This is a genomic window from Streptomyces sp. NBC_01077 (assembly GCF_045162855.1).
Classification (GTDB): domain Bacteria; phylum Actinomycetota; class Actinomycetes; order Streptomycetales; family Streptomycetaceae; genus Streptomyces.
Window position 1 is genome coordinate 3,967,784 of sequence record NZ_CP108669.1, and the last position, 22,800, is coordinate 3,990,583.

Consider the following 22,800-nt stretch of genomic DNA (forward strand, 5'->3'; position numbering starts at 1 on the left):
GGAACCACCGAGTCATGCACGCCGACATTCACCTCCAGCTCCACCAGCTGCACGCCGCCGAACTCCACCGCGAGGCCGCCGGCCGGCGACACCCCGCCCCTCGGCCGTCGACCTCCGCCTCGACCTCCACCTCCACCCTTCGCGTCCAACTCGGCTGGCGACTGGTCGAGTTGGGCCTGCGCCTGGCCACGCCCGCGCACCGCCGTCCGGTCACCCTGGCCGCATGACCGCGCCGGGGGGACACGACGCGGGTACGGCGAAGAAAGATGCGGCGCGGGGGGACCGGGTCCCGCTCGCGACCGTCCTCACCGCCAACGCCGTATCCATCACAGGGAATTCACTCACGCTCATCGGCGTCCCGTGGTTCGCGCTCGACACCACGGGAAGCCCCGGCAAGGCCGGGCTCGTCGCCTTCTGCGCGGCCGTCCCCGTCCTCGTCTCCGCGATCGCCGGCGGTCCGGTCATCGACCGGATCGGGCGGCGCCGGGTCTCCATCGTCTCGGACCTCGTCTGCGCCGTCGCTCTCGCCGCGATCCCGCTGCTCAACCGGGCCGGACTCCTGCAGTTCTGGATGCTGTGCGCGCTGATGGCCGTCACCGGCCTCTTCCACGCACCGGGCGAGACCGCCCGCAGCGTCCTCATCCCCGACCTGGCGCGGCGCGCCGGCACCCCGCTCTCCCGCGCCGCCAGCCTCTACGACGCCGTCTCGCGCGGCGCCCGGATGACCGGCGCAGCCCTCGCCGGCCTCCTCGTGGCGTTCATCGGCGCCGACACCGTCCTGTACGTCGACGCCGTCACGTTCGCCGCCTCCGCGCTCCTCGTCCTCGCCGGCCTGCGCGGCATACCCTCCGCCGAACCCCTGCGCGGAGCCCCGCCGCTCTCCGCCGCCGCCTACCGGGCCGATCTGCGCGAGGGCTACGCGTTCCTGCTGCGCACCCGGCTGCTCCTCGGCATCAACTTCGCGGTGATGATGACCAACGGTCTGGCGCAGAGCTGGAGTTCGGTCCTCCTCCCGCTCCACGCCCGCGAGGACCTGGGCGGTTCGGCCTCGCTCGGCCTGCTCGTCGCCGTCTCCGGCGGCTGCGCCCTCGTCGGGGCACTGGCCTACGGGGCCGTCGGCCACCGCTTCCCGCGCCGTCCGGTCTTCGCGGCCGGATTCCTGCTCACCGGCGCCCCCGCGTACCTGACCGCGGCCTTCACCGACACCACCGCGCCGCTGCTCGTGGCGATGGCTCTCGGCGGGCTCGGGGCGGGGGTGCTCAACCCCATCCTCACCACGGTCTTCTACGAGACCGTCCCGGAGGAACTGCGCAGTCGCGTCGGCGGCGCCAGCACGGCCTCCGTGCTGCTCACCGCCCCGCTCGGCGGGCTCGCCGCCGGATTCCTGGTGGAACGCACGGGGCTCACCACGGCGCTCCTCACGATCGGCGGGGTGTACTTCCTGGCCAGCATCTCACCGCTGGTGTTCCCCGCCTGGCGGGGAATGGACGCCCCGGCCACCCCACCGGCCGCCCCCACGCACCGTGCGACGGTCAGCAGGCCGGAACCTTCGACTCCTGCCCCTGCTCCAGCGCCCGGAGGGACTCCACCGCGTCACTGAGCGCGGTGACGGGGATGAGCCGCAGGCCCTTCGGCAGCTCGGCCCGGGCGTCCGAGCACTCGGCCTTCGGTACGAGGAAGACGGTGGCCCCGTCGCGGGCGGCGGCCTGGGTCTTGAGGGAGACCCCGCCGACGGCGCCGACCGTGCCGTCCGCGTCGATCGTGCCCGTGCCGGCGACGGTCCGGCCGCCGGTGAGGTCACCGCCGGTGCCGTCACCGTCGAGCTTGTCGACGATGCCGAGGGAGAAGAGCAGCCCGGCGCTGGGCCCGCCGATGTCGGCGAGGTGCAGGTTCACCTTCACCTTCTCGGGATCCATCTTGAGGTAGTCGAGGGCGGCCAGCGTGGCCGAGTCCTGCGACTCCTTCATCTGACCGAGGTTGTGCTTCTCGATCTCGGCGTCGGACTTCCCCGAGGGGTAGACGGAGTCGTGCGGCAGGACGGCCCGGTCGGTACGGAACCACGCGTCGGTCACGTCCCCGAGGTCCACGTCCGTGGACGGCCCGGTCGCGACGATCGTCGTCATCCGCAGCTGCCCCTCGGTGGGCCGGACCGGGGCGCCGGTGATCGTGATGATCTCCTGCCCCTGGTCCTTGCCGAGCACGTCGGCGGTCGTACCGGGCTGCGCGATCGCGTACGGCAACGGCGCGAGCCCGACGACGGCGAAGAGCGCGGCGACGGGCAGGGCGCAGACCGCGAGAGCACGGGGACGGGAGAGACTGGAGAGCACGCACCCAATCTACTGGGACGCGCCTCCGGGGACACACGAGCTCTCCCGGGACACACGAGCTACCGGGGCACGGGCAGGTGGCGGGCGAAGAAGCACCGTACGAGCCTCCGTACGGCGGGCACCGAGACACGGGGGTCGACGGTGCCGATCATCTCGGCGCGCCCGGCGGCGGTCGTCAGACCGGCGGCCCGGAGCTGCGGGACCAGGGCCGCGTAGTCGGTGAAGACCCAGTGGGCGCTGTCGGCGAGCTGCCGGCGGGCGACGGGCCCGCCGTGCGCGAGCAGCGCCGACCAGGAGCGGTCGAGGCGCTCGTCCCGGTAGCCGTCGGTACCGGCGAGGAGCAGCGGCCGGTCCGTCCCCTCGCGAGCCACCGGGAGGAGTGCGCCGTCCATCAGGTCCAGGTATCCCTCCAGGTTCACGGCGGCGGCGATCCTCGGGTCCTCGTGGAGCGCTTGGGCGACGGCGGTGCCGCCGGCGGAGTGCCCGTAGACCCCGACCCGGTCGAGACCGAGGGCGTCGAGGACGAAGCGGAGATCGGCGACCCGGGTGTCGATCATGGTGTGGAAGGTCTCGGCGTCGAGGTCGGGACGGAGGACGGTGGTCCGGACCGCGTCGCGTCCCGGCCGCACGTCGGGGAACTCCACCTCGGACGCGTCGCCGGGGTGGTCGACGGTGACGACGGTCCAGCCGTGCGAGGCGAGGTCGATCGCGAGGGAGCTGCCCATGGCGCGGGAGTCCCCGCCGCCGGGGCTGTAGAGCAGCACCGGGCGCCGGGCGGGCAGCGGCGGGGCGTCGGTCCGGGCGTGGGTGAGGGTGGCCGCCCAGTCGACCCCGGCGGCCGGAAGGTGCGGGCGGACCAGCCCGGCGAGGACGGTGAACACCTCGGCGGCGCCGGGAGAGAGCTGGGGCATGCGCGGGAAGCCCCGGCCGGTGGCGGTCGGCCGCAGCACGGTGACCATCAGCTCCCGTACGCCGATCGCGGGGGCCCACGGGTCGTTGCGGGAGGTGTCGACGAGATGCCGGACGGTGGCGCCGACGGCGTACGGGCCGGTGGGCGCGGGCAGCCGGAGAACGAGCCCGCGGGAAGGAGCGGGGGGAGCGGAGAGGGCGGGGGGAGCGGCACCGAGCAGCAGGGCGGCGGCCCCGGCGAGGGCCCCTCTGGCGACGGTCCGGCGGGCGGGTGCCTGGTTGTCCAGTACGTGGTCAGGTGTCATGGCCGTCATCCTGGAATCGGCGGAGCGCCGGCGCGAAGGTTACGGTCCTGCCCGAAAGGCTGGCGGCAGACGGGGGTCGGTGCGGTGCTCCACATCCATTTCACGGCGGACGACATGACCCGGGTACGGTTCGCGCCCCACCCCTTCCCCGTGCCCGAGCTGCACGCGGCCCTGCTGATGCTGGGCGCCCCGCACGAGGCGCTGCTCTTCGGCCGCTGGCGGGGCAGGCTCCTGCGGGCCCTGCCGGGCGCGGCCGAGCCGCTCGCGGGGCTGGTGCCGGGCGGGACGGCCCCGTACTTCCTCGATGTCCTCGGCGGGACGCGGGAGGAGGGCTTCGCGCTGATCCGGTCGGCGCGGCCGGAGTTCGTCCGGTCCGAGCTGGAGCGGGTGTACGCGGGGCAGGGCCCCGTCCCGCCGTGGATCCGGGCCCTGCACGACGGGGACGCCGATGCCTGGGGCACGCTCGACCGGGCCCAGCGGACGGCGTACGAGACGGTCCTCGCGCCGGTGTGGCCGCTGGTCCAGGACCTGCACCGGGCGGAGTTCACCCGGTACGCGCTGACGGCCGCGGAGCAGGGCCTCGCCGCCGCCCTGACGACGGTGGCGCCCGGCTCACGGCTGCGGGACGGGGTCTGGGAGTGGCCGGCGGGCCCGGCGGGCCGTGAGGTCCGGCTCGACGGGCGGGGCCTGGTCCTGCTGCCGACCTTTCACTGGCGGGGTGCGCCCCTGGTCCAGGACCTGCCGGACCGGCCGGTGGTCCTCACGTATCCGGCGGGCCGGGGCGTTCCGCTCGCCCCGGACATCCGGGGCGAGGGCGGGGGCCTGGCGGCCGCCCTGGGCCGTACGAGGACCGAAGTCCTCCACGCCCTCACCGAACCCCGCACCACCACGGAACTGGCCCGCCGCACGGGCATCAGCAATGCCACGGCGTCAGCCCACGCGGCAGCCCTGAGAACGGCGGGCCTGATCACCACGACCAGAACGGGCAGATCGGTCCAACACGAACAAACCCCCCTGGGCAGGTTGTGGGCATGCGTTCCTCCCCCGGACTCCGTCCGGGGCATCGCAGGGGCGGAACGGGCGGGCACAACCCGACAGCACGGTGCCGACAACTGAAAGCCCCGCCCCAGGCCCGTAACCCAGGCCGCCGTGCGCGCAGGCGCAGCGCGCCCTAGCGCAGCGCGTCGGCGACCTCCCGCGCCGCGTCGACCACCCGCGGCCCGACCCGCTCCGGCACCGCGTCCGCGAGCATCACGACCCCGACACTGCCTTCCACGCCCGTCACGCCGACAAGAGGCGCGGCCGCACCACTCGCCCCCGCCTCCAGCTCGCCGTGGGTGAGCGTGAAGCCCGGTTCGGTCAGGCCGCCCTGGCGGGCGGCGAGGATGGCGCGACCGGCCGCGCCCCGGTCGAGCGGGTGACGGAAGCCGGCCCGGTAGGCGACGTGGTAGTCGGTCCAGGTCGGTTCGACGACCGCGACCGCGAGCGCTTCCGCCCCGTCGACCAGGGTCAGGTGGGCCGTGGCCCCGATGTCCTCGGCGAGCGAGCGCAGCGCGGGGAGCGCGGCCTCCCGCACGAGGGGGTGGACCTGGCGGCCGAGCCGGAGCACGCCGAGGCCGACGCGGGCGCGTCCGCCGAGGTCTCGGCGGACGAGGGCGTGCTGCTCGAGGGTGGCGAGCAGGCGGTAGACGACGGTCCGGTTGACACCGAGTTTGTTGGACAACTCGGTGACGGTCAGGCCGTGGTCGGTGTCGGCGAGCAGTTTGAGGACTCTGAGTCCCCGGTCGAGCGTCTGGGAGGTCTCCGCGGTCACGACGCCCTCTCCTTCGGAGTGAGTGACGGCGGGCTCTCACGGGGTTGCGTCACCGGTCCCGTCGGCGACACACGTCAGAGGCCGCCGGCAGGAAGGGGTACACCGGCTGCGCTCCGCGGCGGCGCTGCCACGGGGCGATTGCTTTTGAGCCGGGACAGTAGCGACCCGCTCCGCTCAGCGGAAGACCTCGTCCAGAATCCGGGCGTCGGCGACCGTATAGAGACGGTTCGGGACCTTCGTCGGTCGCACGAGGGACTTTGGCGGACAAGATCGGCTTTGTCGTGCCCGTAGCGTGGAAGGGCGCGGAGGCCGACCGTGGGGGCCGGTCTCCGACGCCGGTCCCGCGGCCGCTCCTTCACCGGCCGCACCGCCGCGGGACGAGTGAGGCCCGTACGAACGCCGTCGTACGGGCCTCAGCCACACCTGCCACGGGGCGATGCGGGGGTCACCGCATCCGGGTGGCCCACTCCTGCACCTTCTTGATCCGTTCCCGGATCTGGCCGGCGGTGGCCTCCGCGCTCGGCGGCCCGCCGCAGACCCGGCGGAGCTCCGTGTGGATCACGCCGTGGGGCTTGCCGGTCTGATGGACGTACGCGCCGACCATGGTGTTGAGCTGCTTGCGCAGCTCCAGGAGCTCCTTGTGGGAAACGACAGGGCGCCGCTCCGCGGGAAGTTCGAGCAGATCCGCCTCGTCGTCCGGCTTCTTGCGGCTGTGCGCGATCTGCCGGGCCTGGCGCTTCTGGAGGAGCAGCTGGACCTGGTCGGGTTCGAGGAGGCCCGGGATGCCGAGGTAGTCCTGCTCCTCCGCGCTGCCGGGGTGGGCCTGCATGCCGAACTCGGCGCTGTTGTAGAGGACGCGGTCGAAGACGGCGTCGGACTCCAGCGCCTCGAAGGGAAGCATGTCCTGCTCACCGGTGTCCTCGTCCTGCTGCCGCTCCGCTTCCGCGAGTTCCTTCTCGGACTCGGCGTACGGGTCCTCCTCGCCCTGCTTCTTGGGCTTGTCGAGGACGTGGTCGCGCTCGACCTCCATCTCGTTGGCGAAACCGAGGAGGCTGGGGATCGTGGGAAGGAACACGGAGGCCGTCTCGCCGCGCCTGCGCGAACGCACGAAACGGCCGACGGCCTGGGCGAAGAAGAGCGGGGTCGAGATCGTCGTCGCGTACACGCCGACGGAGAGGCGGGGCACGTCGACGCCCTCGGACACCATGCGGACGGCGACCATCCAGCGGTCGTTGTTCTCGCTGAACTCGTCGATGCGGTTCGAGGCGCCGGTGTCGTCGGAGAGGACGACGGTGGCCTTGGTGCCGGTGATCTCGCGGATCAGCTTGGCGTACGAGCGGGCCGAGTCCTGGTCGGAGGCGATGACGAGCCCGCCCGCGTCGGGAATGGACTTACGGACCTCGGTGAGCCGCTGGTCGGCGGCCCGGAGCACGTTCGGCATCCAGTCGCCCTTCGCGTCGAGGGCGGTCCGCCAGGCCTGCGAGACGGCGTCCTTCGTCATCGGCTCGCCGAGGCGGGCGGCGATCTCGTCGCCCGCCTTGGTGCGCCAGCGCATGTTGCCGCTGTAGGAGAGGAAGATGACGGGCCGGACGACGCCGTCGCCGAGGGCGTTGCCGTAGCCGTACGTGTAGTCGGCGGAGGACCGCCGGATCCCGTCGTTCCCCTCCTCGTACGTGACGAAGGGGATGGGGTTCGTATCGGAACGGAAGGGCGTACCGGTCAGCGCGAGCCGCCGCGTGGCGGGCTCGAAGGCCTCCAGGCAGGCCTCGCCCCAGGACTTGGAGTCTCCGGCGTGGTGGATCTCGTCGAGGATGACGAGGGTCTTGCGCTGCTCGCAACGGTTGCGGTGGAGCATCGGGCGGACGCCGACACCGGCATAGGTGATGGCGACCCCGTCGTACTCCTTGCTGAGCGGCCCGGCGCTGTAGTCCGGGTCCAGCTTGATCCCTATCCGCGCGGCGGCGGCGGCCCACTGCTTCTTGAGGTGCTCGGTGGGCGCGACGACGGTGATCTGCTGCACGACGTGGTGGTGCAGCAGCCAGGACGCGAGGGTCAGGGCGAAGGTCGTCTTGCCGGCGCCGGGGGTGGCGACGGCGAGGAAGTCACGGGGCTGCTCCTGGAGGTACCTGTCCATGGCCCCTTGCTGCCAGGCACGCAGCTTGCCGGCGGTACCCCACGGGGCCCGGCCGGGGAAGGCGGGAGAAAGGTGATGGGAGGAGGTGGCGGTAGTAGTCACGATCTCCGGGTTCGACGCTCGTCCAGATATGACAACCGGGCCACCTTACCGGCGGCCCGGCCGGAACGTCGTACGAAACGGGGTGGGTGCGACCCAGTTGGGATTCAGCTCACGTCGGTGGCGATCAGCTCGCGCAGCCCGTGGGAGATGACCTTCACCTCGTCGGCCTCACCGGTCGCCACGGAGATGACCAGGCGCTCCGCCGCGTCGATGTCGGGGCGGAGCTGGATGCCGTTCATGGCGAGGAAGGTGACGCAGGACAGCCAGGCCGTGCGCTTGTTCCCGTCGAGGAACGGATGGTTGATCGCGAGCGACTGGAGCAGTGCGGCAGCCTTGTCGAGGAGGTCGGCGTACGCCTCCTCGCCGAACATGGCGGCGGCCGGCCGGTGCACCGCCGATTCGAGCAGTCCCGCGTCGCGTACGACGACGTCCTGGTCGTCCACCGCGTACTCGGCGATGACCAGGACGTCCTCGGCGGAGAGATAGACGCAGCTCACTTGAGCCGCTCCATCAGCTCATGCCACTTGGCGGCCTGCTCCATGGCGGTCTTCCGAACGATCGCCTGCTGGGCGGTGCGGGCGAGGTAGTCGTCGACGGCCTGGAGCAGTATGGCGTGCATGCTCGTGCCCTCCTGCTCGGCGCGCAGCTTGAGTGCCTCGGTCTGGTCGTCGCGAAGACGCAGGTTCATGGCCATACCAAAACGGTACCATCGGGTGGGGCCAGAGTGGTACCGATCGCGTCAGTCCCGCGCCCCGGTACCGTGCAGCCGCGTCGCGACCCACGCCCCCACCGCCGCCACCGCCGCCATCGGCAGGAAGACCGCCGCGAAGGCCCCCGGGTGGGAGCCCGTGGCCGCGGAGGACGTGACCGCGTGGCCGACCGCGCCGCCGCCGAGCGCCGCGAAGGCCGCGCCGCCCGCGGCGAGGAGCAGGACGTTGGAGAGGCCGTCGGAGATCTGGAGGGCGGCCGAGTTCGCGCCCACCTCCTCGGGCGCGGAGAGCTTCATGAGCAGCACGCTCGTCGAGGCGATCACGGCCCCCATGCCGAGACAGCCGAGTCCCCAGGCCACCGCGAGCACCCACACCGGCACCGCCGTGATCAGCACGCTCGGCGCCGCCGCGATGGCGAGCGCGACCAGGACCATGCCCAGGACGACCAACCTCTCCCGGTACGGCTCCGTCCACGGCCGGGCCTGGATCCAGGAGCCGAGCGCCCAGGTGAGACCGCCCGCGGCGAGGGAGAGCCCGGCCAGGGTGGGGCTCAGACCGCGCTGGGTGACCAGCATCAGCGGCACGAAGGACTCGGCCGCGATGAAGGCGCCCGCGGCGATGCCCCGCAGCAGGACGACGGACGGCAGACCGCGGGCGGCCCGGCAGGTGCCGTGCGGGAGGAGCCCGCGGACGGCGGGCACGAGGAGGGCCGCGCCCGCCGCGGCCGGGAGCAGGGAGAGCCAGCGCAGCTCCTGACCCGCGTACTGGAGGAGCGCCGCGCCCGTCGAGATGCCGAGCGCGAGCCGGATCCGGCGCCGGTCCCAGGGGGCGACGGGCGCGGTCGGGTCAGCGGGCCCTGAGGCCGTGCGGCGTATCGCGGGGAGGGCGAGGGCCAGCGGGAAGACGACGAGGACGGGGATGCCGACGAAGACCCAGCGCCAGCCGAGGTGCTCGGTGATCGTTCCGGCGGCGAGCGGTCCGACGACGGAGGGGACGACCCAACCCGCGGCGAACGCGGCCATGATCGCGGGTCTGAGGTGTTCGGCGTAGGCCCGGCCGACGACCACGTACAGCGCGACGATGACGAGGCCGCCGCCGAGGCCCTGGACGGCCCGGCCGAGGATGAACATCCACATGGCGCCTGCGGTCCCGGAGAGCAGCAGTCCGGCGGCGAAGGCGCTGATACCAACGGTGAGCGGCGCGAGCGGCCCGCGGCGGTCGGACCACTGCCCGGCCAGGACCATGGCGAAGAGGCTGGTGGTGAAGTAGGCGGAGAAGGCGAAGGCGTAGAGGGGGATGCCGTTCAGCTCGCGGGCGGCGACGGGCATGGCGGTGCCGACGGCGGTCGCTTCGAAGGCGATGAGCAGGACGACGGAGACGATGCCGATGCTGAGCGCCCGGTGGGCCGGGTCGAGGACGGACCCCTTGGTGTCGGCGGTGCCGGCGGTGCCGGCGCCTTGCGCGGCAAGGGATCCGGGTCTCCGGGCGACGTCGGCGGCTATGTCTGCGTCCGCTTCGGCGTCGCGGGGTTCGAGGGCGCTCATTCCCCCAGAGTAAGAGGTGAAGAGGTAAATGACCCCTGTCAGGAGTCCCGGTGCGACTCAGCCCTTGGACGTACGACGCACGCATGACGCACGCACGACCGCCGTACGACTGTGAACGCGGCGTGGCAGCGGCATTGCAGTCGCATGGCACGACCCCGGAACCCCTTGAGCCCCTCCCGGCCCCCGCCTACGGTCGTACTCGTTGCACCACATGACCGTGTGCCCGAGTGGTTGAGGGGCTCGCCTGCAAAGCGAGTTACGTCGGTTCGATTCCGATCACGGTCTCTAAAAGGCCTCTGCGGGTCTTCACACCTCACAACACCTCACACCCCGGCTGCCCAGGTGATCCCCATCGCCCCCTCGGGCCGCGTCCCCGCTCTTCCCCCTCCTCCCCCCGGCCGCCCTCGGCCTCGCAGGCTTCGCGCGTAGCCCGTACTGACCGTGGAACCGACGGTCTCCATCACGAGCGGCACCGCGGTCGCCGCCGCGAGTCCGGCGACCGCCCGCACACCGCCTCCCGCGCACCTCCCGGGCACGGCCCCTCACCCCCGTCTCGGTAGGCTCGTCCCGCCCCCGTCACCACGGGGTGCACGGACGACGGGGGGCACGAGCGGTGGAACAGTCGCGCACACAGCAGGAATCCGCGCGGCGGATCGGCCCGTTCCGGCTGATCACCCGCCTCGATCCGCCCCACTCCGCCCTGCCCTGCCGCCGGTTCGTGGCCCGCACCGAGGACGGCGAGAACACCGTGCTGCTCAGCACCCCGCTGCCCGGCACCGATCCCGCGCGCTTCGCCGCCGAGGCCGATGCCGCCCGCTTCCTCCTCGGCCCCTGGATCGCCCCGGTGACGGGCGTGGCCGGCCCCGGCGAAGCCCCTTGGTACGCGAGCCCCTACGTCCCGGCGCTCCCGCTCCCCGTGGCGCTCGCCGTCCACGGCGGCCCCCTGCCCGAGACCACCGTCCGGGCGGTCGGCGCCACCCTCGCCGAGGCACTGGCGGCCGCGCACGGGCAGGGCCTCACGCACGCCGGGGTGTCCCCGGCCGCCGTCCTGCTCACCGCGGACGGCCCCCGGCTGACCTGCTTCGGCGCGGTACGGGCCGCCTCGGCCGACGGCGTGCCGCGCACCGGGTTGCCCGGCCTCGACCCGGGGGCGCTCGCCCCCGAGCAGGCCTCCGGGGGCCGGCCGCGCCCGCCGGGTGACGTCTTCGCGCTCGGCGCCGTCCTCGCGTACGCCACCACCGGTCACACCATGCCCGAGCGGGACGAACTCCCGCCCGCCCTGCGCCCGGTGATCGCCTCCTGTCTGGCCCGCGATCCGGCCGACCGGCCCACGGCAGCCGCCCTGATGACCACCCTCGCCCCGCCGACGCCGCACGGTACGGTCCTGAACTCGGCCGGCACCCTGCTCGCCCCGGGCTGGCTCCCGGGCCGGGTGGTCGCCGCGCTGGCCCGCCAGTCCGCGGAACTCCTCGCCGCCGAACTCCCCGAGCCGGCAAGGGCCTGAGAACCCGCACGAAACCGGCCCCTTCCCCTTCCCCGTTCCCTTCCCCTTCCCCTCCCCCCGGACCTGACGGACCTCATCCATGCTGTCGCCCCTGACCCACGACGACCCGGCCGCGGTCGCCACGTACCGACTCATCGCCCGCCTCGGCTCCGGCGGCATGGGCACCGTCTATCTGGCGCGCACCCCCGGCGGTCGTACCGTCGCGCTGAAGACCGTGCACGCGCGCCTCGCCACCGACCCCGCCTTCCGGGCGCGTTTCCGCCTGGAGACGGACGCGGCGCGGATCATCGGCGCGCGCCACGGCGCGGCCGTCGTCGACGCCGATCCGCTGGCCGAGACGCCGTGGCTGGCCACCGAGTACGTCCTCGGTCCGCCGCTCGACGACGCGGTCGCGCTCGGCGGCCCGCTTCCCGAGCCGACCGTCCGCGCCCTCGGCGCCGCGCTCGCCGGGGCGCTGGCGCAGCTGCACTCCTCGGACGTGGTCCACCGCGACCTCAAGCCCTCGAACGTCCTCGTCACCGCATACGGCCCGAAGATCATCGACTTCGGCATCGCGCGCGCGGCCGGAGACGACCACCTCACCCGTACGGGCGCGGCGGCCGGCACACCCGCCTTCATGTCGCCGGAACAGGCGAGCGGCCAGGAACACCCGCCCGCGGGCGACGTGTTCGCGCTCGCCGGCGTCCTCGTCTTCGCCGCGACCGGCCACGGCCCCTTCGGTACGGGCTCCGCCGCCGACCTCCTCTACCGCGTCCGCTACGCCGACCCCGACCTCACCGGCGTACCGGAAGCACTGCTCCCCCTCCTGACGGCCTGCCTGTCCAAGGACCCGGCCGCCCGCCCCACCACCAGCACCCTGGTCGACCGACTCCACGACGGCCACGGCGAGTTCGCCGACCACCTCCCGCCCCTGCTCCTCACCGACATCGCCCGCCGCGCGACCGACGTCTGGCTCCACGCCCCCCACCGCCTGCCGGCCCCGACGGACTCGGCGGTGGCGGAGACCGTGGCGAGCACTCCGCTCTCGCGGCGACGGCTGTTCTCGGTGGGCGGCGCGGCACTGCTCGGGGCGGCGGGAGCGGGCGTCGGGGTGTGGGCCTGGCTGGGTTCGAACAACGACGCCGACGGTACGGCGGGCAAGGGCGGCGCCACCGCAGGCCCCACCGCCATCCCCGCCACCACCGCCTCGGACGGCGCGCCCGCCGCGCTGTGGCGGGGCGAGTCCCTGGACCGCGAGGAGAGCGTCACGCCGCTGCTCGCCGGGGGTGTCGTGGGGTTCGCGGAGACGGCATCGTTCCGGGCATTCGATCCGCAGAGCGGGGCGGTGCTGTGGGAGGACACGATGGCCTCCGACCCCAAGCAGATCACCACGGACGGCACGAACTTCTACACGTCCACCTACCCGGTCGAGGGACCGTCCGCCCTGCAGATCGGTACGCTCGCCGCCCGCACCGGCAAGGCGGCCGCCGGGACGATCACGCTCAAGGGCTTCGAGGGCTCCCAGTTCGGTACGGAACTCCTCACCGCGGCGGGCGGCGTGCTCTACGCCTCGTCCCGGGTGGGCGGCAGGAACGACGAGGACAGCAACACCGGCTGGCATCTGATCGCCGTCAACCTGCGCACGGGCAAGGAGGCATGGCGGCAGCCCCACACGGACACCAATGCCCGCCCCTGGCTGTCGCGGATCGTCGGCAACCGGCTGGTGCTCGGCAAGAACAGCGAGGACCTGCTGTCCTTCAACGTCCAGGCGAGGGACCTGCGCACCGGTCACCAGTTGTGGCGCCGGAACATCCCGCTCGAGGAGTCCCAGGGCTACCGCCCCGGCCAGCTCGCCACCGACGACCAGCACCTCTACCTCGGCGGTGACCGCCTCCGGGCGCTGCGCCTCACCGACGGCGGTGTCGCCTGGGAGTACGGCAAAGGCTCCGCGTTCGGGCTCCCCGCCGTCTCGGGCGGTCTCGTCCACGCGAACGCGGCCGGCCGCGGACTCGTGGTCGTCAGCGCCGACAAGGGCGTCAAGCGCTGGGAGGAGGCGCTCTCGGGCCGCAGTCTGACCCCGGAGCTCTACACGGTCCCGGTGGTCGGGACGAAGTACGTGTACGCGCCCGTCCGCGGCGGTCTGAGTGCCATCGACCGGGTGACCCGCCGCTCGGCCTGGGTGTTCCCCACGGAGGCCACCCGGTACGTCGTCGACACGTCGCGGACCCGGATCGTCGGGGCGGGAGCGTCGTCCGTCGTGGCCCTCCCCTTCGCCTGACCACCGGGCCCCGCGCCTCCGGCCTTCGTCCCACAGCCCAACCCGCCCTCGACCCTCGACCCTCGATCCCAGCATCCCGGAGACACCCCGTGACCACGCAGCCCCTCGCCACCGGCGACCCGCTCCGGCTCGGCCCCTACCGCCTGCTCGGCGTCCTCGGCGAGGGCGGCATGGGCAAGGTGTACGTGGGCCGGGACGGCGCCGGAGCGCCCGCGGCCGTCAAGGTCCTGCGCCCCGAACTCGCCCACGACCAGCACCTCGCGCAGCGCTTCGTCCGCGAGGCCGACATGGCCCGGGCCGTCACCAGCAAGGGCGTCGCCCGGGTCCTCGGCGCGCAGACCGAGGGCGGACGGCCGTGGATCGCCGCAGAGTTCCTCGCCGGGCCGACGCTCGACGAGGCCGTCCGGGCGTACGGGCCGATGGACGTGCCGACGGTCCGCGCCCTCGCCGCCCAGCTCGCCCGCACCCTGCACGACATCCACGCGGCCGGCCTGATCCACCGCGACCTCAAGCCGGCGAACATCGTGCTCACCTCCACCGGCCCCCGCATCATCGACTTCGGCATCGCACGCCCCGAACACGGCCTCACCCTGACGACGACGGGCCAGATCCCGGTCACCCCGGGGTACGGGGCTCCCGAGCAGGTCCTCGGACAGCGGGTCGGACCGGCCTCGGACGTCTTCTCGCTCGGCGCGGTCCTCGCGTACGCGGCGAGCGGCCGGCGCACCTTCGACGGCGCCCACGTGCCGGCCGTCCAGTACGAGGTCGTGCACGGCACCCCGGACCTGAGCCTCGTCCCGCCGGAGCTCCAGGAGCTGATCGGGCCGTGCCTCGCGAAGGACCCGGCGTACCGCCCGGCACCCCCGCAGGTCGCCGAGGCCTTCGCCCCGCCGAAGGGCGCCGACCGCGCCTGGCGCAAGGGCCCGCTCGCCGAGGACATCAAGCGCCGGGAAGCCGCCACGAAGCGCCTGGCGGCGCCGGCGGACACCGTCGTCACCTCCTCCGCGCCGTCCCGGCGCCGCTTCCTCACCGGCGCCGCCGTGGGCGTGGCGGTCCTGGGTGCAGGGGGCGGGGCGGGCGCCTGGTGGCTGAACCGCGGCGAGGAGAAGTCACCGACGGCCGATGTGCCACCCGCCGTGGCAACCCCCGAGGCCGCGTTCGTCTCGGCCATCGACATGAAGCCGGGCGAAGCCCCGAAGGCCCTGTGGGGACCGCTCGACGTGATGGCGGCCGACGGCGAACTTCCGCTGCCCGTACGGGACGTGGTGATCGTGCAGGCGAAGACGGGCGGTCTGCTCGCCCTGTCCGTCACGAACGGCAAGGAACGCTGGCGCGCCAAGGACATCGACGCGGACGCCGGATTCGTCTCCGTCGCCGACCGGCTCGTCGTCGGTGTCGACAAGAACGGCGTCCTGAACGCGTTCGTCGCCTCCACCGGCGCCCCCGTCTGGCAGACCCAGTCCGACGTCGACGACGTCCTCGCCGCGGACGACACGCACGTCTACCTGGTGACGAAGGACAACGAACTGCGGGCCGTCGATGCCTGGACCCTGGCCACCACCTGGACGCGCCCGATGACGTCCCCGCGCTCCCAGAACGGACCGGCGAAGGCGGTCGTGGGAAGGAAGCGGCTCGTGATCCACGGCAGGGACGGCCTGTGCGCCGCCCTGTACACGGCGACGGGCGAGACGGACTGGGAGCTCAAGGGCCAGGGCACCGACGGCCAGGCCCCCGCACTCGGCGACAACAACGCCGCCTACTTCGGCGGCCGCAAACTGACGGCCCGCCGCCTCGACCGCGGCGACTCCCTGTGGGAGGAGGAGGCCAAGAGCAGCGCGGGCGTCTGGGGCACGCCCACCGCCACCGGTGGCCTCGTCTTCGCGATGAACAGCTACAACGCCTACCGGTACTCCACCATGCGGGACGTCAGCTTCCCCGTCTCCGACTGGTACGAGGTCATGGACGGAACAGGCCCCGGCACCGTCAACCCGCCGGCCGTCGAGGGCGCGACGGTCTGGCTCCACTCCCCGGACATCAGCCACGTACAGGTCGTCCACAAGGCCACCCACGCGCGCCTCTTCGTCATCGAGATGCAGCGCCAGGGCACCTACCAGCTGGCGAGCGGCGGCAACCGCGTCTTCATCGCCCGGGGCGGCCGGATCGGGGCGTTCCCGGTGCTCGGGGTGTAGGTCGCCTCACGACCGCGCCTTCGCCGGCACGCCCTTGACCAGCCCCGTGCCCGCACACCCCAGCTCGGCGGCGACGTACTGGGCCGCCGCGTTGGCGAGGGTGATCTGCTGGTCCCTGATCCCCGGATGGTCGGCCTCGTTCTCGTCCGCCCGCTCCAGCTCGGCGGCGAGGAGGATGTCATGGGCCGGCGCCTTCACCCGGCACGTGAAGTAGAGCGAGGCGAAGAGGTCGGACGAGGTCGCCAGCCGACCGGTGGCGTAGGTCGTCACGAACTCCTTCGAGGCATCGGACACGGGGACGGCGAGAGCCTCACGGAGGGTGATGCTCAGAACATTCTTCTCGTCCCCGGCCGTCTCCAGCGTGCAGAACGGGATGCCCTTCATCCGCTGCTTGCCGCTCTGCGGCGTCCGGGCCGCCTTCCGCAGGTCGGTGACGACCCTGTCCGGCTCGGACCCGTCACTCGTCAGCGAGGCGCCCTTGCCTGCGATGGCCTCCAGGGCGGCGGCCGCGGCGGGGTCTGCGGCGAATCCGCCGCAGACCTCCGATGCCGACTGCCCCTCGGAGGTCGCGCTGTCGGAGCCCGGAGTGCAGCCGACCGCCGCCATCACGAGAACGGCGGCCGACAGCACGAGCTTGTGGACGGTGGATCGCATGGAGTGAAGGGCCTTCTCAGGACGTCGGATTCGCGGTGGGCGAGGGCACGCCCGTCGCGAGCCCGTCCTTCTCGCAGCCCAGTTCCTTGGAGACCTGCCGGGCCGCCGCATTGGCGAGGGTGATCAGGCGGGTCCGCTGCTCCAGATCCGTCTCCGGGACGCCCGCCGGGCCCCAGATGGTCGTCTCGACGACGATCTCGTGGGCGGGTGCCTTGAGGCGGCAGGAGAAGTAGACAGAGCCCAGACCGGAGGAGGTGAAGGCCTCAAGTCCCGAGGTATAGGAGGTCACCTTCGGGGCAAGCTTCGAGCCCAGGTACGGGCCCTTCCCCACCGCGCCCACCTCGATCTTGAGGTCCTTCGGTCCACCCTCGACGGGCCGGAGGCCGCAATAGCGCACCGCCTGCGGCCGGTAGGAGTCGTCCCACGGCGCGGCAGCATCGTCACGCAGCCCGGCGAGAGCCTTGTCCGGCTTCGACAGGTCGTCCTCAAAACGCTCGCTGCCCAGGACGGCCTTGAGCGCCGTCGCGGCCGCCCCGTCCTTGGCGAAGCCGCCGCAGACCTCGGCGGCCGCCAGGCCCTTCGCTTCCTCGGCGCCGCCGTCGTCGTTCCCTCCGGAGCAGCTCGTGAGGAGGGCGGCCACGGCCACAGCCGCCCCAAGTCGCGTCAGCGCAGACCGCATGTCCGTCACTTCTTCTCGTACGGGTCGGGGAGCGAGTTGTCGCGGGAGTGCATGCGCGAGTCCCGGACGTACTTGACCAGCTCCTCGTCGAGGTAGTTCCGGTCCCGCTCGCTCCAGCCGGGGGCGTTCGCGTAGGCGATGCCCGGCCTGAGCGAGTTCTCCTTGCCCATGGCCAGTGCCTCGTCCTTCAGGTCGTCGGACTTCTTCTTGAGCAGGTCGTCCTTCTCGTACTTCTCGGCCATGTCGTCGGCCTCCATGCCGATGAAGGTCGTCACGGCCCCGCCCACCGTCTCGGCGGCCAGCGGTACGAGTACGCCACCGGCGCCGCCCGTCAGGGCGACGACACCGCCCGCGGCGGCCGCGCCGACCCCGAACTTGACCCATTCGGTCGTCCTGCCGACGGCCTTCTTGTGCTCCTCGGAGTCCTTCTCGTAGTCCTTGTCGATCTGCGCCATGCGGGACTCGTCCATGATTCCCTGCGCCTCCGACCCGATGCGCAGGGTCGTCCGGGCGTCGGTGAGGTCACGGTCGTCGAAGGTGGATCCCGGCTTGGGGCCGACCTCGTCGAGGACGCTCGTCGTGTACAGCGTCTCGGCGGCCGAGAGCGTCGAGTGCCCCGTCTCGCTCTGCGACACGATGCCCATGAAGTTGACCGCGTCGCCGCGGTTCCAGAGCAGCCCGGTGTCGAACTCCTCGCCGAACCGGGACTTGCCCTTGTCGTCGTTGTTGCCGAAGGGCGAGTTCTTCTTCTCCTCCATCGTCGTGTCGCTGTCCGTCTCCAGGGAGCGGTTCAGCTCGTCGATGTAGGCGGCACCCATCTTGCCGAGGCTGTCGTCGATGCCCGGCTGCTTGTGCATGTACTTGGGGTCGTCGCCGTACCGCTCGACGACCTTCTGCATGACCTCCGCGTTCTCCTTGGTCCGTACGTCCTTGAGGCCCTCGGTCTCGGCGTCGTACGGGTGGCCGGTGGTCGCGGACTCCAGGGCGTGGCCGAGCGCGTTGTAGCCGGGCTCCTTGGTCCTGTCACCCTTGTCGTTGAGCTCCTCGGGCCACTCGCGGTCCTTGGTGAAGTAGTCGAACGGGTCGATCTTCTTGTCGTCCTTGGCGTTCTCGGGCGTGAGGTCGATGCTGCTGTTGAAGAAGTCCGTCGACGCCTTGGGGTTGTGCCCGAGCCCCTCCATGAAACCGATCATGGGGTCGTTGCCGAGGTCGCCGCCCTGCCAGTTCAGGTGGGACGGCATGCCGTTCATCGCGTGCCAGGCGCGGTCGGCGGGCAGCCGGCCGTCGTGCGTCATCTTCCGCTCGGTGATGACGAGCCCGTTGCCGTAGTCCTTCAGGAACTTGTCGTCGTAGTCGCCGACCCGCATCAGGTTGCTCATGACCTGGAAGCCGTACGGGCTGGTGCCGCGCGTCTGGATGGGCTCGCCGCCGGCCTTGATGACGTCGGCCTTCCACTGCTCCATCTCGGGGCTGGTGGAGTGGGTCGCGGTGGCGAGCGTCATACTCCAGTTCGTCTGGAGTTCCTTCAGCTTGTCGCGGTGGTCGACACCGAGGCGCGAGCCGTCGCTCGGGTCGCCCATGTCGGCCCAGTACTCCATGGAGCCCTTCGGTCCGACCTCCAGGGCGAACTTCTCGGCGAAGTACGGGTCCTTCTGGTTGGCCTTGAAGAGGGCGTTGAGCTTGTCGATCTCCGCCGGGGTGGCGTCGTCGCCCTTCTTGTACAGCTCGTAGGCGGCGTGCGCGTCCTCGGCGTCCTGCACCTTCGAGGCGGCGGCGAGCGAGTCGTAGCTCGTACCGGAGAAGTTGTTCTTGTCCGTGCCGACGAGGCCGCGCAGCGCGCGCGATGCCACGTCGTCGGCGTTGTTCGCCCGGTCGATCGCGGCCTTGATCGCCGACCGCATCGCCTCGAAGTCGGCCTGTTCGGGCTTGGGGCCGTCGTAGTCCTTGGCCCGGCGGTCGGGGTGGATCAGGTAGCTGACGACGCCGTCCTGGTCGATGCGGATGCCCTTGCCCGGGGCCTGCTCGACCAGCTTCTCCAGCTCGCTCTTCGCCGCCTGGAACTCGGTGTGGGCGTCACGCAGGATGTTGCGGATACTGGTCGCCCCTATGAGGGCGTCGCCGAACTCCTTGGCGGTCTTCCTGACGAACGCCTGGGTCACCCCGGCGTTCTCGCCCTTCCAATCGGCCTTCTCCGCCTTGCCCTTGAGGCCGGTCTCGGCCTTGTCCTTGCTCTTCTCCAGCTTGGACACCGCCTCCGACCAGACTGAGGAAGCCTCCTGGAGGCTTCCGAGCCGAGCGTGGAGTACCTGGTCGAACTTCAGCATCTAACGTCCCTCGTCAGCCGTTTCCGTACCGCGCCGTGCCATGCCGTGCCGTGCCTTCGGCTTACTTGAAGTGCTCGTCGATCGTGGACATGGAGAAGTTCGTGATCAGCACTTCTTCATGGTTGGCGTGGCTGGTGACCGTGTCCTCAAGGTGGTTGTGGATGTGCGCACAAGCACTGATGAGCGTCTCGGCCTGGTCGCGCCACATGTCCCACATGGTCCACATCGCCGACCCGGTCTGGAACCCGTCGCCATCAAGGCTCTTGGCCGCCGCATCGGTCTGGGCGCCCGCGTGGAAGGCGTCCCGCTCGAACCAGTGGAAGAGCTCCTGGGCCTCGTTGCCGATGGCCTTGAGATCGGCGGAGGTCACCTTGTAATCACTGGGACCACCACCACCGCCACCCTCGGCGGGCACGCTGTTGAGCCTCATCGCCGCGCTCTCGCTGCGGACTTGGCTCCATTCCTCGTCGAACGACATCTACTTCCCCCATGTGAGTCACGGATGGTCAGCGGCAGTGCAGGGATGAACTCAGCTCCGCCGCGAACGGAGTACGGGTACGGCGACGGCGGCACCGATCAGCACGGCCGCGCCGATGCCGAGGCCGATCCAGAGGCCGGTGTTGCCGCCGTCTTCGCTCGCGGCCTGGGTTGCGGCCGGTGCAGGGGCGGGGGCGACGGAGGACTCCGCCGGAGCCGGGTCCGCCGAGGCGGAGGCGGAGCCGGACGGCGTCACGGTCTCGCTGAGGTCGTCGATGGGCCGGACGCCGGCCGGACCGGGGTCACCGGGCGTCTTCAGCGCCCGGAGCGGCCGGATGGCCCCGAAGCCGATGTAGTCGCTGCGCTTGCCGCCGCCCTCGGTAGGCGCGGCGATGGTGTTGAGCATGACCTTCAGGACCTGGTTGTTGGTCCAGTCGGGGTGCTTCGACCAGATGAGCGCGGCGGAGGCGGAGGCGAGGGCGGTGGCGTTACTGGTACCGCTGGAGGTGCAGACGCGGCTGCCACTGCAGGCGGCGACGGTGTCCTTGCCAGGGGCCACCATGTCGACCTGCGGGCCGTACTGGGACATGGGAAGACGCGCCAGCTTCTTGTCGATCGCGCCGACACCGACGACACCGGGGGTCGCGCCTGGGTACTCCACTCTGTTGGACTTGTCGCCCGTGTTGCCGACGGAGGCGAAGACCAGGGAGCCCTTGTCCAGGGCGTACTTCACGGCGTCCGTGAGCTGCTGGGAACCTGCCGTGGCACCCTGCGAGATGTTGAGGACCTTGGCACCGGAGTCGACGGCGAAGCGGATGGCTTCGGGCATGACCGTGTTGAACTCACGGTCTGCCGCCGCCTGGCTCTTCTTGCCGCCCTCCGCTCCCGGCACCCGTACGGAGAGGATCTTGGCCTCGGGAGCGAGCCCGAACGCGCCCTTGCCTCCGTTGGCCTTGCCCGTGCCCGCGATGAGACCGGCCATGTCCGTGCCGTGTCCGGTGTAGTCCGTGAACTCGTCACCGGTTTCGTCCGGCGCGAAATCCTTGCCCTTGAGTACCTGGCCCGTGAGGTCCGGGCCCTGCTTCTCCACTCCGCTGTCGATGACGGCGACAGTGACGCCCTTGCCCGTGCTGAGCTGCCAGATCTTCTCGGCGCCGAAAGTGTCCAGGTGCCACTGCCGGTCCCGGACGCCCTCTGCGTGGGCGGGTACGGAAGCGATGCCCACCAGCAGCATCCCCAAGGCGGCCGAGGCGGTGACTCGGGCACGGCTCCGACGAATACTGCTGGTACGCATCTGCTTCCTCGCGCTGATCAGTCGATGACGGGCGGCGCCACGCGGCGCCCCTGCTGCCAGGTCTCCTCGTCCTCGACAAGGTAGTCGGGACGCTCTCCGTTCGTCTCCTCGCGGTCGCCGGGCTGCGTGGAGCCTCCGCGCACGAGGCCGGAGCCACCGGGCGTGAAGGGACGCGCGGCGCCGCCGGCGGCGCCTGCGCGCTGCGCCTTGCCGCCGACGACTCCGCCGGTCTCGCCGGCGAGACGGCGGCCGCCGGTGATGCCGTTCTGTCCGGCGCCCATGCCGCCGCCCATCGGGCTGCCCATACCGCCGCCCATGCCGCGACCCATGCCTGTGCCGTTGCGTCCGCCCTGCTCATTGCCGATGACGGTGCTGCGTGGGAGGCCGGTCTGGGGACGCCCGTTCGTGTTGGGCACCGCCTTGCCGCCGCTGATGCCCTCGCGGGGGCCGCCCAGCGGGCCGGGACCGGTCGGAAGGCCGCGCGGGCCGGTGTTCATCGGGTTGCGCGTGCCGCCGGTGACGGGGCCGGTGGGAGGCGGCGTTCCCGGGCCACCCTTCGAGGGGAGCGGGGGCATGCCGGTGGTGGTCACGAACGGAGGCGCACTGCCGTCCGGCTTGGTGATCGGCGGCGGAGAGCCCGGGGGCTGCGTCGTCGGTCCGGTCGTGGTCGGCGGCGTCTTGGTGTCGACGCTGTCGATGCCGAGGTCCACGGGTACGTCGGGGCGGACCCCGGGGCGTACGACATGTGTGGGCCCGGTCGGGTCGCCCGTGGGCTGGACGACGTTCGAGTCGGGGGTGGTCCGGGTCTCGGGCTGCGAGCGTGTGGTGCGCGTCCCCGTGCTCGTCTCCGTGTTCGCGGAGTGCCTCTCGCCCTGTGACGTGTAGCCGCTGGAAGTGGACCCGGTACCGCGGTCACCTGCGTCCGCCGGCACAAAGTCACCCGGCGGCGGCGGGAACGTCGGCGGCTTGAGGTTCGTCATGTTGAAGCTCGACCACTGGTACGAGGAGGAGAGCTTCTCCATTTCGGCCGCCGCCGCCTGCTGGTTCGCCTTCTCCTTGGCCTCGATGGCCTGGAGTTCCTCGCTGGCGGCCATCTGGCTCTTGGCGTTGCGCGCGATGGTCTGCGAGTCGGGGTCGTTGCGGTACTTCTGCGCGGCTGCGAGGTTCGCCTTGGCCGACTCGTGGGAGGTGTAGCGCGGAGTGGCGCTCTGCGCGGTGGCGATGGCCTCGGCTGCGTTGTCCATCCACGTGGACGCATCCGTGCTGTAGTCGCCGAGCGCGTGTGTCGAGCTCACGACACTGTCGGCCCACTCGTTGAACGCCTTCTCCGCCTCGCCCTCCCACTCCACGCGGCCGGAGCGGTTCTTGAGCTGCGCGGCGATGCGATGCATCTCCGCGGCAGCCGTCTTCAACCGCCCCGCCGCGTTACCGACGTAGAACGTACTGGCTTCGTCCAGCCACTCCAGCATCTGCTTGTGGGACATCGAGCGGAAGTCCGTTCCGCCGCCGCCTCCGCCGCCCTCTGCAGGCCTCATCCTTCGCCTCTTCCCCGTGTCCCCGACATTCCGTCCGCACCCA

At 71.9% G+C, this 22,800-nt stretch carries 19 protein-coding genes and 1 tRNA gene; 7 read left to right on the forward strand and 13 right to left on the reverse strand.

Features of this window, described 5'->3' with window-relative positions; translation table 11 throughout:
* Nucleotides 1–14 precede the first annotated feature (14 nt).
* Nucleotides 15–227 (forward strand): hypothetical protein, encoded by a 213-nt coding sequence (locus OG462_RS17730; RefSeq protein WP_406058683.1) that lies wholly within the window; start codon nt 15–17, stop codon nt 225–227.
* On the forward strand, nt 224–1,600 hold the full coding sequence (locus OG462_RS17735) for an MFS transporter (protein WP_406058685.1): 1,377 nt from the start codon (nt 224–226) through the stop codon (nt 1,598–1,600). The genes OG462_RS17730 and OG462_RS17735 overlap by 4 nt, the downstream gene beginning before the upstream one ends.
* Here the strand turns inward: OG462_RS17735 and OG462_RS17740 are convergent.
* Both OG462_RS17740 and OG462_RS17745 read right to left on the reverse strand, forming a co-directional pair.
* On the reverse strand, nt 1,533–2,327 hold the full coding sequence (locus tag OG462_RS17740) for a S16 family serine protease (protein ID WP_406058687.1): 795 nt from the start codon (nt 2,325–2,327) through the stop codon (nt 1,533–1,535). The two genes, OG462_RS17735 and OG462_RS17740, sit on opposite strands and share 68 nt — an antisense overlap.
* 59 nt (nt 2,328–2,386) lie before the next feature.
* A complete protein-coding gene (locus tag OG462_RS17745; protein ID WP_406058689.1) occupies nt 2,387–3,541 on the reverse strand; it encodes an alpha/beta fold hydrolase in 1,155 nt (384 codons plus the stop codon).
* Between the two features lie 84 nt (nt 3,542–3,625).
* On the opposite strand from OG462_RS17745, the gene OG462_RS17750 reads away from it, so the two are divergent.
* On the forward strand, nt 3,626–4,657 hold the full coding sequence (locus OG462_RS17750; RefSeq protein ID WP_406058691.1) for a helix-turn-helix domain-containing protein: 1,032 nt from the start codon (nt 3,626–3,628) through the stop codon (nt 4,655–4,657).
* Between the two features lie 55 nt (nt 4,658–4,712).
* Here the strand turns inward: OG462_RS17750 and OG462_RS17755 are convergent, their stop codons facing one another.
* The 5 genes from OG462_RS17755 to OG462_RS17775 all read right to left on the reverse strand — a co-directional run bounded on the left by OG462_RS17755 (nt 4,713) and on the right by OG462_RS17775 (nt 9,844).
* Nucleotides 4,713–5,354, reverse strand: coding sequence for an IclR family transcriptional regulator (locus tag OG462_RS17755; protein WP_041129456.1), 642 nt, complete (start codon nt 5,352–5,354; stop codon nt 4,713–4,715).
* Nucleotides 5,355–5,799: 445 nt separating this feature from the next.
* Nucleotides 5,800–7,590, reverse strand: a complete 1,791-nt coding sequence (locus OG462_RS17760) for a DEAD/DEAH box helicase (protein WP_406058693.1) — start codon at nt 7,588–7,590, stop codon at nt 5,800–5,802.
* 104 nt (nt 7,591–7,694) lie between these two features.
* The gene (locus OG462_RS17765; RefSeq protein ID WP_406058694.1) at nt 7,695–8,087 is read right to left on the reverse strand and encodes a type II toxin-antitoxin system death-on-curing family toxin; all 393 of its coding nucleotides are present in this window, start codon (nt 8,085–8,087) and stop codon (nt 7,695–7,697) included.
* The gene (locus OG462_RS17770; protein ID WP_030221768.1) at nt 8,084–8,284 is read right to left on the reverse strand and encodes a ribbon-helix-helix protein, CopG family; all 201 of its coding nucleotides are present in this window, start codon (nt 8,282–8,284) and stop codon (nt 8,084–8,086) included. The genes OG462_RS17765 and OG462_RS17770 overlap by 4 nt, the downstream gene beginning before the upstream one ends.
* A gap of 45 nt (nt 8,285–8,329) precedes the next feature.
* On the reverse strand, nt 8,330–9,844 hold the full coding sequence (locus tag OG462_RS17775) for an MFS transporter (RefSeq protein ID WP_406058696.1): 1,515 nt from the start codon (nt 9,842–9,844) through the stop codon (nt 8,330–8,332).
* A 213-nt stretch (nt 9,845–10,057) separates the two neighbouring features.
* Here OG462_RS17775 and OG462_RS17780 point away from each other — a divergent pair.
* The 4 genes from OG462_RS17780 to OG462_RS17795 all read left to right on the forward strand — a co-directional run bounded on the left by OG462_RS17780 (nt 10,058) and on the right by OG462_RS17795 (nt 15,794).
* Nucleotides 10,058–10,129, forward strand: a tRNA-Cys gene (locus tag OG462_RS17780).
* Nucleotides 10,130–10,457: 328 nt separating this feature from the next.
* Complete coding sequence (locus OG462_RS17785; RefSeq protein ID WP_406058698.1) at nt 10,458–11,348, forward strand: serine/threonine protein kinase; 891 nt, start codon at nt 10,458–10,460, stop codon at nt 11,346–11,348.
* A gap of 79 nt (nt 11,349–11,427) precedes the next feature.
* Complete coding sequence (locus OG462_RS17790; RefSeq protein WP_406058700.1) at nt 11,428–13,605, forward strand: protein kinase domain-containing protein; 2,178 nt, start codon at nt 11,428–11,430, stop codon at nt 13,603–13,605.
* A gap of 89 nt (nt 13,606–13,694) precedes the next feature.
* Nucleotides 13,695–15,794, forward strand: coding sequence for a protein kinase domain-containing protein (locus OG462_RS17795; protein ID WP_406058702.1), 2,100 nt, complete (start codon nt 13,695–13,697; stop codon nt 15,792–15,794).
* A 6-nt stretch (nt 15,795–15,800) separates the two neighbouring features.
* Here OG462_RS17795 and OG462_RS17800 read toward each other — a convergent pair whose 3' ends face one another.
* From OG462_RS17800 to OG462_RS17825, 6 genes are all read right to left on the reverse strand, one after another.
* Nucleotides 15,801–16,448: a hypothetical protein gene (locus tag OG462_RS17800; protein WP_406058703.1), complete on the reverse strand. Its 648-nt coding sequence runs from the start codon at nt 16,446–16,448 to the stop codon at nt 15,801–15,803.
* Between the two features lie 16 nt (nt 16,449–16,464).
* A complete protein-coding gene (locus OG462_RS17805) occupies nt 16,465–17,127 on the reverse strand; it encodes a hypothetical protein (RefSeq protein WP_406058705.1) in 663 nt (220 codons plus the stop codon).
* Between the two features lie 5 nt (nt 17,128–17,132).
* Nucleotides 17,133–19,451 (reverse strand): hypothetical protein, encoded by a 2,319-nt coding sequence (locus tag OG462_RS17810; protein ID WP_406058707.1) that lies wholly within the window; start codon nt 19,449–19,451, stop codon nt 17,133–17,135.
* A 61-nt stretch (nt 19,452–19,512) separates the two neighbouring features.
* Nucleotides 19,513–19,929 (reverse strand): hypothetical protein, encoded by a 417-nt coding sequence (locus tag OG462_RS17815; protein ID WP_406058708.1) that lies wholly within the window; start codon nt 19,927–19,929, stop codon nt 19,513–19,515.
* Between the two features lie 51 nt (nt 19,930–19,980).
* Complete coding sequence (gene mycP, locus OG462_RS17820) at nt 19,981–21,222, reverse strand: type VII secretion-associated serine protease mycosin (protein WP_406058710.1); 1,242 nt, start codon at nt 21,220–21,222, stop codon at nt 19,981–19,983.
* Nucleotides 21,223–21,239: 17 nt separating this feature from the next.
* Nucleotides 21,240–22,757, reverse strand: a complete 1,518-nt coding sequence (locus OG462_RS17825) for a WXG100 family type VII secretion target (RefSeq protein WP_406058711.1) — start codon at nt 22,755–22,757, stop codon at nt 21,240–21,242.
* Nucleotides 22,758–22,800 lie beyond the last annotated feature (43 nt).

Excerpts from the sequence above, each read along its gene's own strand:
- OG462_RS17815 (WP_406058708.1), bottom strand. The coding sequence starts at position 19,929 with ATGTCGTTCGACGAGGAATGGAGCCAAGTCCGCAGCGAGAGCGCGGCG.
- OG462_RS17775 (WP_406058696.1), bottom strand. The coding sequence starts at position 9,844 with ATGAGCGCCCTCGAACCCCGCGACGCCGAAGCGGACGCAGACATAGCC.
- OG462_RS17770 (WP_030221768.1), bottom strand. The coding sequence starts at position 8,284 with ATGGCCATGAACCTGCGTCTTCGCGACGACCAGACCGAGGCACTCAAG.
- OG462_RS17800 (WP_406058703.1), bottom strand. The coding sequence starts at position 16,448 with ATGCGATCCACCGTCCACAAGCTCGTGCTGTCGGCCGCCGTTCTCGTG.
- OG462_RS17745 (WP_406058689.1), bottom strand. The coding sequence starts at position 3,541 with ATGACACCTGACCACGTACTGGACAACCAGGCACCCGCCCGCCGGACC.
- OG462_RS17810 (WP_406058707.1), bottom strand. The coding sequence starts at position 19,451 with ATGCTGAAGTTCGACCAGGTACTCCACGCTCGGCTCGGAAGCCTCCAG.
- OG462_RS17730 (WP_406058683.1), top strand. The coding sequence starts at position 15 with ATGCACGCCGACATTCACCTCCAGCTCCACCAGCTGCACGCCGCCGAA.
- mycP (WP_406058710.1), bottom strand. The coding sequence starts at position 21,222 with ATGCGTACCAGCAGTATTCGTCGGAGCCGTGCCCGAGTCACCGCCTCG.
- OG462_RS17805 (WP_406058705.1), bottom strand. The coding sequence starts at position 17,127 with ATGCGGTCTGCGCTGACGCGACTTGGGGCGGCTGTGGCCGTGGCCGCC.
- OG462_RS17825 (WP_406058711.1), bottom strand. The coding sequence starts at position 22,757 with ATGAGGCCTGCAGAGGGCGGCGGAGGCGGCGGCGGAACGGACTTCCGC.
- OG462_RS17735 (WP_406058685.1), top strand. The coding sequence starts at position 224 with ATGACCGCGCCGGGGGGACACGACGCGGGTACGGCGAAGAAAGATGCG.
- OG462_RS17790 (WP_406058700.1), top strand. The coding sequence starts at position 11,428 with ATGCTGTCGCCCCTGACCCACGACGACCCGGCCGCGGTCGCCACGTAC.